Origin of the sequence: Streptomyces zaomyceticus (genome assembly GCF_014656215.1) — a bacterium.
Lineage (GTDB): Bacteria > Actinomycetota > Actinomycetes > Streptomycetales > Streptomycetaceae > Streptomyces > Streptomyces zaomyceticus.
Window position 1 is genome coordinate 66,118 of the sequence record NZ_BNBZ01000009.1, and the last position, 12,758, is coordinate 78,875.

Consider the following 12,758-nt stretch of genomic DNA (forward strand, 5'->3'; position numbering starts at 1 on the left):
GGCGCACGGATCCCTGATCCGGCGTACGGCTCCTGGCACGGCCCGCACGACTGGAGGGCCACCACAAGGCCCGGAAGCCGGGCCGGGCCCCCCACAGGGGCCTGGGCGAGGGCCAGGAAGCCCGGCCGGAGCCCTCACGGACCCGGTACCGGGCTCTACGAACCGCCACGGGCCCCGGCGACCCCCGGTACCGGCTCCACGACCCGGCAAGGGCTCCGCGGGAGACTCCGCGGAGCCGGCCCCTACAGGCCCAGCGCCTCGTCGCGGGACGCCTCCGCCTCGCGGCGCACGAGGCGGAACCACATGAAGAGAACGAATCCGGCGAAGACGAACCACTCCGCGGTGTAGCCCAGGTTCTGGAAGGCCTTGGCGTCCAGGCCCGTGCCCGCGGCGGCGGCGGCCGGGACCGGGGTGAGACCCGCGGGGGAGTCGGCGAGGGTGATCCAGGCGTCGTAGACGTCGTCCGTGACCACGTTCACCAGGGCCGCCGCGCTGATCATGCCCAGCTGCCCCTCGGGCAGCCCGCCGGGCCGGTGGGCACCCTTGCCGCCGCCGTTCTCCGAGGCCTGGAGCGCGCCCACCACCGTGACCTCGCCGGACGGCGGGGCGGGGACCTTCCCGCCCGTGGGCAGCCAGCCCCGGACGACCGGCAGCGACCGGCCGCCGTCCGTCCGCAGCAGGGTCAGGACGTAGCTGCCGGTCCGGCCGTCCAGATCGCGGTCCGGGACGAGGAACTGCTCCCCGAACCGGCCGCGCGCCTCCGCCGGCCGGCCGGAGGTCTCCTGGTCCACCGGGAGCAGGGAGTCCAGCGGCTCCGCCTGCCGTGTGCTCGCGGCGGGCCGCTTCTCGGCCTTCTCGTGGGTGTCGACACGATCCTCGAACTTGCCCAGCTGCCAGGTCCCCATGAAGACGCAGAACGGGATCGCCAGCAGGACGAAGACGTTGATCCCCCACCAGCGGGGCGTTCTCAGGAACCGGTACACGCCCCCACCGTACGCAAGCGGCCCCCGCCCACCGTCGGCCGGGTCCCGTCCGTCCTGATCGGGCGGGACCCGGAAACACCCCCTAGCGGGCGCCCAGGTGCTTCGCCGCGAACGCCAGGTCCAGGCCGACCTGCTTGATCCGCTCCTCCACCACGAGCGAGCCGTGGCCCGCGTCGTACCGGTAGACCTCGTGGACCGCGCCCCGGGCCACGAGCCGGTCGACGTAGTTGTCGATCTGGCGGATCGGGCAGCGCGGATCGTTGACTCCGGCCGAGATGTGCACCGGGGCCTTCACCTCGTCCACGTACGTCAGCGGCGACGAGGCCGCGTACCGCTCGGGCACCTCCTCGGGGGAACCGCCGAGCAGCGTCCGGTCCAGCGCCTTGAGGGCCTCCATCTCGTCCTCGTACGCCGTGACGTAGTCCGCGACCGGGACCGCCGCGAGACCGACCGCCCACGCGTCCGGCTGCGTACCGAGGCCGAGGAGGGTGAGATAGCCGCCCCAGGAGCCGCCGGACAGGACGAGCCGTGCCGGATCGGCGAGGCCGCTGTCCACCGCCCACACGCGGACCGCTTCGATGTCCTCCAGCTCGATCAGACCGACCCGGTGCTTGAGCGCGTCGGTCCACTCCCGTCCGTACCCCGTCGAGCCCCGGTAGTTGACCCGCACCACCGCGTACCCGTGGTCCACCCAGGCCGCCGGGCCCGAGGCGAAGGCGTCGCTGTCGTGCCACGTGGGCCCGCCGTGGACCTCGAAGACCGTCGGGAAGGGGCCCTGGCCCCCGGGCCGCTGCACGAGCGCGTGGACCCTGCCCCCGGGGCCCTCCACCCACACGTCCTCCACCGGGACCGACGGCGGGGCCTTCGGGCCGGGCGGGTCGAGGACGACGCCGCCGGCCGTGGAGCGCACCACCGGCGGCTCGGCCGCCGAGGACCACAGGTACTCCACGCTGCCGTCCGGCCGGGCCGTCGCGCTCGACACCGAACCGGCCGGGGTCTCCACCCGGACCAGGGCGCCGGTGGCGATCTCGTACCGCCACAGCTCGCTGCGGGCCTCGAAGCTGTGCACGACCAGCAGCCCGGATCCGTCCGGATACCACTCGGCCGACACATCGCCCGGCAGGTCCAGCGCGAGGTCCGTCTCGGTGCCCGCCGCCACGTCCCAGAGCATCGGCTCCCAGCGGCCGCGCCGCTGGTGTCCGACGAGCAGCCGGGTGTCCCCGGTCACCGGCGCGAAGCCGAGCACCGCGAGCCCCAGCTCCTCCGTGCCGCCCTTGGTGTCGTCGAGCTCGGCGAGCACGCTCGCGTCCGAGGCGCGCAGCACCCGCAGCGCCGAGTGCATCGCGTCCCCGTGCTCGGTGTGCTCGACCGCGATCAGCGCGCCGTCGTGCGACAGGTCGCCGACACCGGCCGACTCCCGGTGCCGGTAGATCTCGACCGGGGCGCCGGCCCCGGGCCGTACGAGATGGATCGTCGAGCCGTCCTCGTCCGTGGAACGGCCCACCAGGAGCGTGCCGTCCCGGCCGATGGCGAGCCCCGCCGGGTAGGAGGCGTCGAGCCCGGGCACGGCCGGCTCGTCCGCGCCGCCGCCGAACGGCTGCCGCATCCACACCCCGAACTCGTCGCCGTCGGTGTCCGCGAACCACCAGATCCAGGCGCCGTCCGGCGACAGCGTGCCGTCCGTCGTGCCGTTCGGCCGGTCCGTGACCTGCCGCTGCTCGCCGCTCGACCGGTCCCAGGCGTACAGCTCGTACGTCCCCGTCGCGTTCGACACGAACAGCGAGCGGTCCGGGGCCTCCTCGGCCCACTCGGGCAGGGAGACACGCGGCGCGCGGAAGCGCTGCTCCCACACGGGGGTCGGGTCGGTGAGCTCGGCGTTCTTGCTCTCAGTCATGGCATCCATGATGCTCCGCGCGGCGGACAATCGGGTCGCGTCGCCCCCAACCTGTGGATAACCTCGCCGACATGTACTCCCCGACGCCCGAAGACTGGCACGAGGCCAACCGCGCACGGTGGGACGAACGCGTCCCGATCCACGCCGCGAGCGACTTCTACGACCTCGACACCTTCCGCGCGGGCAAGGACGCCCTGCGGGACTTCGAGCTCGCGGAGGTCGGTGACGTCACCGGACGCTCCCTGCTGCACCTCCAGTGCCACATCGGCCTCGACACCCTCTCCTGGGCGCGCCACGGCGCCTCTCAGGTCGTCGGCCTGGACTTCTCCGAGCCCGCCGTCGACACCGCCCGCTCGCTCGCCGCCGACCTCGGCCTCACCCAGGACCGGGCGGCCTTCGTCGCGGCCGATGTGTACGACGCCGCCGAGGCCGTCCCGGACAGCGCGTACGACATCGTCTACACCGGCTGCGGGGCGCTGAACTGGCTGCCCGACATCGAGCGCTGGGCCGAGACCGCCGCCTCGCTCGTCGCCCCCGGCGGCTTCCTGTACGTGGCCGAGTTCCATCCGATCACCGACTCGCTCGACGACGAGACCGGCAGCCGGATCGTCCACGACTACTTCGTCCGCGACCCCTGGGTGGACACCAGCCCGGGCACGTACGCCGAGCTCGACGCCGCCACCGTCCACAACCGCAGTGTGGAGTGGGTGCACCCGGTCGGAGAGGTCGTCACCGCGCTCGCCGGGGCGGGTCTTCGGATCGAGTTCCTGCACGAGCACGACGCCTCGCTGTACCCCCGCTACGGCGCGCTCCAGCGGCACGAGGACGGCTACTACCGCTTCCCGGCGGACCGGCCCCGCATCCCGATGATGTACTCGATCAAGGCGTCCCGACCGGCCTGAACCGGCTCCGGCCGTCTGCGCCACCGGCCCGGAAGAGCCATCCGCCGTCGGCGCCCCCGCCGCACGAACCGGTGGTGCTACGGCAGTCTGATGACGGCGCGCCCGCCCGTGAGGTCCACCGTCGAGCGGTTCGGCGGGGCGCCGTCCTCCTCGTCGTCACGGAGGACCAGGGCGCTACGGCGCTCCTTGAGCTCGTTCTGCTTGCCCTGCGAGAACGTCGCGTGCAGCTGCTCGAAGCCGGTCGACGAGATCTGGCCGCCGCGCTTCCCGCGGCCGCTCATGCGCAGGATCTGGTCGGCGAAGGCCACCACGGTCAGCAGGATGACCAGACCGGGCAGCGTCACGAACACGGCGAACTCCATGCCCTCCATCAGACCATGCCCCGTCCGGGCGTGTCAGGACGCACATGGTGCGTCCTTCGCCCGTCCGGGCCGAGCACCTGGGCGCCGATCTTGTGGGTGCGCAGCGAGAGCGCGGTGCCCGCGATCCGGAGCGCCGGGGCGGCCCGTACGAGCGCCGCCGTGACGTCGTGGAGTTCGTCGACGGTCCGGAGCCACAGGGCGACGGCCAGGTTGTGGGGGCCGGTGACGGAGGTAACGAGACGGGTCTGGCGCAGCCGGCCCAGTGCCGCCACCGTCGTCGGCACTTCGAGCGGCGGTACGTCGGTCGTGACCATCGCCCACACCGGGCGTCCGGAGAACCTCGGCGCCGGCAGACAGTGGTGGTGGAGGACGCCGCCCGCGGTGAGGGCGTCCAGCCTCCGCCGTACCGTCGACTCGCTCGTGCCGCACTGCCGGGCCAGTTCGGCCGCGCTGCGGCGGGCGTCCCCCGCCAGCTCCGCGACCAGCCGGTGGTCGAGCTCCGTGAGGTTCGGCGGGGTGCCCACGCGCGCGCGTGCCCGCCGGTCCCCGCCGGTGATCTCCGTGAGGAGCTGGACCTGCCCGGGGGTGAGCTGTTCGATCCGCGACCGGTAGGGGCGGTTGTGCAGCCGGGTGACGACCTGGGTGCGGGCCCGGAGCACGCCGGGCAGCCGCCGTACCCGTCCGGCGAGATAGGCGTCGAGGGCGTACAGGTCGGGGCAGACCACGAGCAGGACGAGATCGGCGTCGCCGGTCACCTGGTGGACGCCGAGGGTGCACGGATCGCCCGAGACCTCGGTCGCGGTGGTCTCCGCGGCGCCCGCGACGCATTCCAGCTCGACCCAGGCGTAGAGCATCGCGTCGGTGCCGCTGCGGGCGGCGAGCAGTGAACTCCAGGCGTATCCCCCGGCCGTGAGGTGCTCCCAGCGCCGGGCCAGGGTGTCCGGACTCGCCCCGAGCGCGGCCGAGAGCTGGGTCCAGCTGGCGCGCGGGGCTATCTGCAGTGCGTGGATCAGCGACAGATCCGCCTCTCCCAGGACGGATTCCCCGGTACTCATTTCCCTCCCTGGTCGATCCCCGGCAAACCGCGGGTGTGGGTTCCAGGGCGCCCCAGGATGTGAACCGGAGGCATATGCATTCAAGCCGTCATGGCGCGGGTACGCCATTGACTCACGCATAACTCACACATGGGAGAGGACGGGGGATGGGGTACATGGACATCGGCAGGCCGCCGGAGGCCGGTGAACCCGCCGGGAACGGCGGGCTCGAAGAGAGCAGGGAGCCGCCCGTGACAGGGGTCGCGTGGATCGGCGCGGAGGGCACGCACCCGAGCGGCACGGAGGGGCCGTATCCGAGCGGCGCGGAGGGGTTGTACCCGAGCGGCACCGAGGGACCGTGCTGGAACGACGCGGAGGGGCCGTACCCGAGTGGCGCCGAGGGGACGGGCGGCGAACCGGTCCTGCTGTGGGGCGAGCAGGTGAGCGCCGACCAGCTCGCCGCCGCCGAGCGCGGATACGCCCGCTGCGGGCTCGCCGAACGACTCCTGTGGGAGCGGCTTTCCGTCTTCGAGGGCGCCTTCGGCCGGGATGCCGTCCGTACGGTGTGCGCCTCCGGGGCCCTGCCCCCGGGGAAGATCACGGTGGTCCTGGAACGGCTCGCTCCGCACGCCCTCCTCCCCGTCGACGACCTCTTCGACGGCGAGAACGACGTCCCCCGCTACTGGATGCCGCACCCGATGAGGGCCGTGGGCGCCCGCCGGCTCACCGAACGGGGCGACCGCCGGTCCCTCGTCCTGCGCCACCGGCGATGGTGCGTCAAGCTCGCCCGGCGGGCCGCCGACTGGTGGCAGAGCGGCCGGCAGCTCGACGCCCGTGACCTCGCCCTGCGCGAACTCCCCGACCTGGCCGCCGCCATGGACCCGACGACGGCGCCGCTCTCGGCGAGCGACGAGGCCGACGCGGCCGTCGAGATCACGGTCTCCCTCTGGTTCCTGTGGGTGGCCTGCGGCCGGGCCGCGGAGGGCCGGACCCGGCTGCGGCACGCCCTGTCCCTGCGTACCGGCCCCCCGTCGGCCCGCGCCCTGTGGCTCGCCGCCTTCCTGGAGCTGGAGTCGGGCCGTCCCGACGACGCCGACCCGCTCCTCGTCCAGGCCTGGGCGGCGGCCGTACGGGACGGGGACGACCAGGCCTTGGGCCTGCTCGCCCATCTGCGGGGCGCGACCGCCCTCTACCAGGGCCGTACGCGCGCGGCGGCGGACGAATTCCGGGAAGCCCTCGCGCTGATGGGGGAGTACCCGGAGTTCGGGCCGACCCGGCACGCGTGCTGGGTCGGCCTCGCCCTCGCCCTGTGCAGGACCGACCCCGAGGCCGCGCAGGAGGCGCTGGACCAGGGCGACCTGGACCGCGAGAGCCGCTGGTCCCGGGCGGGCCGTGATCTGTGCGCCGATGCCTGGTCGTATGTCGTGCGGGCCGAGCTCGCCGCCTGGGACGGCGAGCTGGAGCAGGCCGCCGCATACGCCCGGCGGGCGCTGCGCAAGCATCTGCGCATGGGTTCGGCCGCGGGAGCGGCCGGCGCGGCGGAGCTTCTCGCCCAGCTGCGGCTGTCGGCGGGGGAACGGGACGAGGCGGCCCATCTGCTCGGCGCGGTCGACCTGTTGCGGACGTCCGTCTTCGACGCGTCGTACCGGCCCGCGGAGTACTGCGTGACGACCCGGGCCCGCAGCGAGCGGGCTCTGCGGGCGCTGCTCGACGGCAAGGAGCTGCGGTACGCGTACGAAGAGGGTGCGAGACGTGGCCTGTTCTCCCTCGCGGGCGAGGCCTGACGGGCCTCCCTCGGGTCGAGTCCCGGCCGGTCCCGGCAGGTCCCTGACATTCACCGCCCGTTGTCGGTCGCTCTGTCTACGATGCCGTCATGTGGTTCGCCTTCGCCCTGGCCGCGGTCTTCCTGCTGTTCTTCGGCGTCGGTGTGCGGCGGGACCGGCGCCGCTTCGGCAATGCCGTGCTCCTCGGCCTCGCCGTCACCTTCCTCGGCATCGGACTGATCGCGGGGATCGACGACGCCCCGCCCGGAGTCGCCGAGACCGTGATGCTCGTCGTGCTGCTCGGCCTCGGCCTCGGCCCGGTCGTCCTCGCGGGACTGCTCACCGCGAACGGCGTGAAGATGGTCCGCAAGGAGGGCAGGAGCCCCGCCAACCTGCTCTCGCTGCTCGCCGGGCTCGGCATGTTCGGGGTGATGATCCTGGCCGTGGCGGCCGCCGCCACCGGGTCGTGGGCCCTGAACATACTGGTCGTCACCACCCTCTTCCTCCTCGGCTACGTCTCCTTCCTCTTCGTCTGCTTCGTCGGCTACGCGTTCCTCTACGGCCGGATGCGGATCCGCCGCGACGCCGACTACGTCGTCGTCCTCGGCTCCGGACTGATCGGCGGCCGCCGGGTGCCCCCGCTCCTCGCGAGCAGGCTGGACCGGGGACGGGAGGTGTACGAGAAGCTCGCCGCGCACGAGCGGCGCGACGGCGTCGCCCCCGTCCTCATCACCTCGGGCGGGCAGGGCCCCGACGAGGAGCTCCCCGAGTCGCACGCGATGGCCGACTACCTCGTCGAGCGCGGTTTCCCGGCGGAGGCCGTGGTGCGCGAGGACCGCTCACGCACCACCGAGGAGAACATGCTCTTCAGCAGGGAGCTGATGGAGCGGGAGCGGCCCGGGGCCTCGTGCGTGATCGTCACCAACAACTTCCACGCCTTCCGGGCCTCCCTGCTGGCCCGCAGGGCGGGCATGGACGGCCAGGTGGTGGGCTCGCCGACCGCCGCCTACTTCTGGCCGTCGGCGACCATCCGCGAGTTCGTCGCCGTCTTCCTCCAGTACAAGGTGGTCAACCTCGGGATCTGTCTGACCCTGATCCTGCTCGGAGTGCTCGCCTGGGCGAGCCGCTGAGGGCCCTGCCGGGTCATCGGTGCCTCCTCTCCCGGCGCCGCCGCGTGCGGCGCCCGCTCACGGGGTGACGATCGGGAAGTCGGTGTCGGGCGTCGTCACGTACGAGAAGAGCCGTGCCAGCAGGGCCGGGTCGCCGTCCATCCCGATCCCGAGCTCCTGGACGTCCCGGCCGGCGAGCAGTCCGAGAAGCCGCGGCTTGTCCAGGGTCAGGGTGAGCCCGGCGGGCGTCCGGGGTTCGCCCTCCACGGTCCGGTGGGTGAGGGCGCCGTTGTGCAGGGTGAGGCGGCGCCGGCCCTCCTCCGGGAACACCAGGTCGAGGGTCAGCTCCTCGTCCCACGCGCGCGGGCCGTCGATCCGGATGGCGATCGAGTCGATCAGCATGGGCACGGTCAGGGCCATCGCCATCTCGGGGTTGGTCATGTCGACCATCTCGCCGGAGACGCCGTGCCGGAGCTCCTGCGCGGAGGTGAGGTAGAAGTTGCGCCAGGGGCCGTTCTCGGCGCCGTACCCCAGTCGCTCGTAGACCCCGGCGAGCGCCTCCTTCGCGTCCCGCCGCACGTCGGCGTCGTCCGGCTCGGCGAAGACCAGATGGTTGAGCAGGGTCGCGGCGAACCGCAGATCGCCCCTCTCGGCGTACGCGCGGCCCTTGGCGAGGGTCTCGGCGGGGCCGCCGGCCACGGCCACGTACCGCCGCGCGAGCTCGGCCGGCGGGTGCTCCCACAGATGGGCCACGTTTCCGTCGAACCAGCCGAGGTAGCGCTGGTAGATCGCCTTGGTGTTGTGGTTCAGGGAGCCGTAGTAGCCGCGTGCGTGCCAGGACGCGGCGAGCGCGGGCGGCAGCTCGATCCGCTCGGCGATCTCCGGGCCCGTGAGGCCCTCGTTGAGCATCCGCAGCGTCTGGTCGTGCATGTACGCGTAGAGGTCGCGCTGTTCGGCCAGGAACCGCACCACGTTGTCGTGGCCCCAGGTCGGCCAGTGGTGGGAGGCGAAGCCGACGTCGTACCGGCCGTGGAAGTACTCGATCGCCTCGTCGAGGTACGCGGCCCAGATCCGGGAGTCGCGGACGACCGCCCCGCGCAGGGTCAGGATGTTGTGCATGTTGTGCGTGGCGTTCTCGGCCAGGCACAGGGCGCGGTGGTCGGGGAAGAGGAAGTTCATCTCGGCCGGGGCCTCGGTGCCCGGCGTCAGCTGGAAGACGATCCGCACCCCGTCGACCGTCTCCTCCTGGCCGGTCTCCGTGATGTCCACGGTCGGCGGGATCAGGCTGATGGTGCCGATGGAGGTGGTCGAGCCGAGCCCGGCGCCGATCTGGGCGTCCGGGGCCTTGGGCAGATTCGCCCCGTACATGTAGCTCGCGCGGCGGGTCATCGCATTGCCCGCGTACACGTTCTCGCTGACCGCGTGCTCCAGGAATCCGGCGGGCGCGAGGATCGGCACGCCCTCCTCGGTCCCGTGCGGGAGCACGCCGCGGGCGCCGCCGAAGTGGTCGCCGTGCGAGTGGGTGTAGATCAGCCCGGTGACCGGGCGGTCCCCGCGGTGCGCCCGGTAGAGCGCGAGGGCCGCGGCGGCGGTCTCCGTGGAGATGAGCGGGTCGATGACGACGATCCCGCGCTCGCCCTCGACGATCGTCATGTTGGAGAGGTCGAGCCCGCGCACCTGGTAGATGCCCTCGGTGACCTCGTACAGGCCCTGTCGGGTGCAGAGCTGGGCCTGGCGCCAGAGACTCGGATGCGCGGTGTCGGGGCAGTCCGCCTTCAGGAAGCCGTAGACGTCACCGTCCCAGACCGTGCGGCCCGCGGCGTCCGTGATCACACCCGGGGCGACGGAGCCGAGGTAGCCCCGGTCGGCGTTCTCGAAGTCGGTGGTGTCCTCGAAGGAGGGCAGGGTGTCGCTCATGGACCGGGGCTCCGTTCCGCGCGGGCGGTGATCGGCGTACCGGTCCATCTGAACACCGGGCCGGTACGGCCGCACTCCGGCGGGAAACGGCGCGGGGGGCGGGCAGGAGGCGCGCGGGAAACCGCGCCGGGTCCGCGGAAGCGGCGGGAGCCGCGGTCCGTACCTACTCTGGAGGTACGGAGGTCCCCCATGAGCCGACGGCACCACTTCCACATCGACCACCTCGGTCACTCGGTCTCCGCGACCGTCCAGACCGGGCACAGGTCCGTCGTCGAGATCCTCGTCGACGGCAAGGAGACCGGTCACACCCCGATCAAGGACGACGGGCCGGTCACCGTCCCGGTCGAGCTGCCGACCGACCCGCCGACCGAGGTGACCGTACGGGCGACCCCGGGGCCGGGCGAACCGAGCTGCCAGCTGCTCGTGCCGGACGGCGGGGAGCCGCGGGAGATGGCGCCCAGGCCGTACTGACGGGACCCGGGGGGCGGCGCCGGTACGGCCGGGCCCCGGCCGGCTCAGGAGAGCCAGGCCATCCCGATGATCAGGAAGACGACGAAGGCGATGGCTCCCGCCACGGCCGCCGTCTTGCGGGGACGGCGCCGGGAGAGCTCCGCGAGCCCGCCACCGGCACTGGACGGCTTCTCCCGCCGCCGGGAGGCGGGGGCACCGGTGGAGGTGGGTCTGTGCCCCTGACCGGGCGCGGATCTGTGCCCCTGACCGGGCCCGGACGCGGGCATGGGCGCCGACGGCGGCAGCGGCGCGGGCCGGGCCGCGGCGGCCGGCGCCGGGCCCGTGGTGCGGCCCGTGGGGTGGTGCGGCGCGTGGGGCCGGTGCTGCGCCGGGGCGGGCTGCTGCGGGTAGGCGCGCCAGGCGCCCGAGGAGAACCAGTCCGCGATGGCCTGCGCCGTCGGCCGCTGCTCCGGCTGCTTCGCCAGCAGGCTCAGCAGATACGTCTCGAACTCGGGCGGCAGCGCCACACCGAGCCGGCCCGGGGGCATCGGGGCGGTGTCGATGTGCTGGTACAGCAGGGCCGTCGCCGTGTCCGCCCGGAACGGTGGCCTTCCGGTGAGGAGCTGGTAGAGCACACAGCCGAGCGAGTACACGTCAGAGGCGGGCGAGGCGGGCTGCCCGAGCGCCCGCTCGGGGGCCAAATAGAGCCCCGTGCCCACGATCTGACCCGTCGTCGTCAGCGCCGCGGAGGGGTCGTCGACGAAGCGCGCGATGCCGAAGTCGGCCAGCTTCACCGTCCCGTCGGCGTCGACCAGCAGGTTCCCCGGCTTGATGTCCCGGTGCACGACACCCTGACGGTGCGCGGCCGCGAGTCCGGCGGCGGCGTGCGCGGCGACCACGGCGACCCGCTCGGCGGGCAGGACCAGCGGATCGGAGGGGCTGCCCGCGAGGCTGTCGCCCTCCACCAACTCCATGACGAGGAACAGCTTTCCGTCCCACGTCCCGAAGTCGAAGACGCCCACCACGTGCGGGTGGCTCAGCCGGGCGGCGGTCTGCGCCTCCAGCCGGAACCGGTCGGCGGCGGAGGGGTCGGTCCCGTGCGCCAGCATCAGCTTCACGGCGACGTCCCGGCCGAGCACCTCGTCGGTGGCCTGCCACACCTCGCCCATACCGCCCCGACCGATACACACATGAAGCCGATATCGGTCCGCGACCAGCACCTGGAGACCACCCTTTCGACGATCGATCAACTTGACGGAAGGGAACCAGCGTAGAGCCGTCGGACCACGCGCTTCGCCGCGCTCCCCCCTCCCGGCGCCCACCCGGTGCACCGCACCCCTGATGCGGGTGAACGGAAGGTGTCGCCGGGAGTTAGCATCGCGGCCCGGAGCGAGTTCCGGTGAACAGGAACGGAGGGGGTCGTGGCGCGACCTCGTGTGGGTGTGGCGGTACTGACGATGGGCACGCGCCCGGCCGAGCTGGGAGCGCTGCTCGACTCCGTGGCACGGCAGGACGAACCCGCGCACCGGATCGTCGTCGTCGGCAACGGCACCGGAACCCTCCCGGAACTCCCCGAGGGGGTCACCGGAGTCGAACTCCCCGAGAACCGGGGTGTGTCCGGCGGCCGGAACGTCGCGATCGAGACGCTGCGCGCCCTCGGGGACATCGACGTGCTGGTGGACCTCGACGACGACGGCCTGCTCGTCGACACGGACGTCTTCAGCCGCCTGGCCGATCTCTACGAGGCCGATCCGTACCTCGGCGTCGTGTCGTTCCGCATCGCCGACGAGACCGGCGAGACGCAGCGGCGCCACGTTCCGCGCCTCGGGGCGAAGGACCCGATGCGCGGCGGGGAGGTCACCACCTTCCTCGGCGGCGGCCACGGCCTGTCGATGCCGATGCTCGACGAGATCGGCGGCTGGCCGGAGGAGTTCTTCTTCACCCACGAGGAGACCGACCTCGCCTGGCGCGCCCTCGACGCGGGCTGGAAGGTCGTCTACGAGCCGAAACTGCTCCTGCAGCACCCCAGGACCAGCCCGGCCCGGCACGCCGTGTACTACCGGATGACCGCCCGCAACCGCGTCTGGCTGGCCAAGCGCAACCTGCCGGCCCTGCTCGTCCCGGTCTACCTGGGCGTCTGGACCCTGCTCACCCTGGCCCGCACCCGTTCCCTGCCGGGCCTGGCGTCCTGGTTCGCCGGCTTCGCGGAGGGCGTCCGCCGCTCCTGCGGCCCCCGCCACCCCATGCGCTGGTCCACGGTCCGCCGCATGACCCGCCTGGGCCGCCCGCCGGTCATCTGACACGCTCCCGGCCACCGGCGATCCGGCACACCGGGCCGATGCCC

11 protein-coding genes are annotated in these 12,758 nt (G+C 73.1%); 5 read left to right on the forward strand and 6 right to left on the reverse strand.

Annotation, left to right across the window (positions count from 1 at the left end; translation table 11 throughout):
* Positions 1–242 precede the first annotated feature (242 nt).
* Both IE311_RS14470 and IE311_RS14475 read right to left on the reverse strand, forming a co-directional pair.
* Positions 243–983, reverse strand: a complete 741-nt coding sequence (locus tag IE311_RS14470; protein ID WP_189832077.1) for an SURF1 family protein — start codon at positions 981–983, stop codon at positions 243–245.
* Between the two features lie 82 nt (positions 984–1,065).
* Positions 1,066–2,886 (reverse strand): S9 family peptidase, encoded by a 1,821-nt coding sequence (locus IE311_RS14475; protein WP_189832078.1) that lies wholly within the window; start codon positions 2,884–2,886, stop codon positions 1,066–1,068.
* Positions 2,887–2,948: 62 nt separating this feature from the next.
* Between IE311_RS14475 and IE311_RS14480 the strand changes: the two genes are divergently transcribed.
* The gene (locus IE311_RS14480) at positions 2,949–3,779 is read left to right on the forward strand and encodes a class I SAM-dependent methyltransferase (RefSeq protein WP_189832079.1); all 831 of its coding nucleotides are present in this window, start codon (positions 2,949–2,951) and stop codon (positions 3,777–3,779) included.
* Positions 3,780–3,856: 77 nt separating this feature from the next.
* Here IE311_RS14480 and IE311_RS14485 read toward each other — a convergent pair whose 3' ends face one another.
* Both IE311_RS14485 and IE311_RS14490 read right to left on the reverse strand, forming a co-directional pair.
* Positions 3,857–4,141, reverse strand: coding sequence for a DUF6191 domain-containing protein (locus tag IE311_RS14485; protein WP_189832080.1), 285 nt, complete (start codon positions 4,139–4,141; stop codon positions 3,857–3,859).
* A gap of 8 nt (positions 4,142–4,149) precedes the next feature.
* Positions 4,150–5,196, reverse strand: a complete 1,047-nt coding sequence (locus IE311_RS14490; protein WP_189832081.1) for an Lrp/AsnC family transcriptional regulator — start codon at positions 5,194–5,196, stop codon at positions 4,150–4,152.
* Positions 5,197–5,351: 155 nt separating this feature from the next.
* Here IE311_RS14490 and IE311_RS14495 point away from each other — a divergent pair, with 155 nt between their 5' ends.
* Both IE311_RS14495 and IE311_RS14500 read left to right on the forward strand, forming a co-directional pair.
* Positions 5,352–6,959: a tetratricopeptide repeat protein gene (locus tag IE311_RS14495; protein WP_229901922.1), complete on the forward strand. Its 1,608-nt coding sequence runs from the start codon at positions 5,352–5,354 to the stop codon at positions 6,957–6,959.
* A gap of 89 nt (positions 6,960–7,048) precedes the next feature.
* Entirely contained in the window at positions 7,049–8,068 is a 1,020-nt protein-coding gene (locus IE311_RS14500) for a YdcF family protein (RefSeq protein ID WP_189832082.1), read from the forward strand.
* Positions 8,069–8,125: 57 nt separating this feature from the next.
* Here the strand turns inward: IE311_RS14500 and IE311_RS14505 are convergent, their stop codons facing one another.
* Positions 8,126–9,964 (reverse strand): alkyl/aryl-sulfatase, encoded by a 1,839-nt coding sequence (locus IE311_RS14505; protein ID WP_189832083.1) that lies wholly within the window; start codon positions 9,962–9,964, stop codon positions 8,126–8,128.
* Between the two features lie 189 nt (positions 9,965–10,153).
* Between IE311_RS14505 and IE311_RS14510 the strand changes: the two genes are divergently transcribed.
* Positions 10,154–10,435 carry a hypothetical protein gene (locus tag IE311_RS14510; RefSeq protein WP_189832084.1) on the forward strand — a complete coding sequence of 94 codons (282 nt, stop codon included), beginning with the start codon at positions 10,154–10,156 and terminating at the stop codon, positions 10,433–10,435.
* Between the two features lie 44 nt (positions 10,436–10,479).
* Here IE311_RS14510 and IE311_RS14515 read toward each other — a convergent pair whose 3' ends face one another.
* The gene (locus IE311_RS14515; RefSeq protein WP_229901923.1) at positions 10,480–11,583 is read right to left on the reverse strand and encodes a serine/threonine-protein kinase; all 1,104 of its coding nucleotides are present in this window, start codon (positions 11,581–11,583) and stop codon (positions 10,480–10,482) included.
* Between the two features lie 252 nt (positions 11,584–11,835).
* Between IE311_RS14515 and IE311_RS14520 the strand changes: the two genes are divergently transcribed.
* The gene (locus IE311_RS14520) at positions 11,836–12,714 is read left to right on the forward strand and encodes a glycosyltransferase family 2 protein (RefSeq protein ID WP_189832085.1); all 879 of its coding nucleotides are present in this window, start codon (positions 11,836–11,838) and stop codon (positions 12,712–12,714) included.
* Positions 12,715–12,758: the final 44 nt, after the last annotated feature.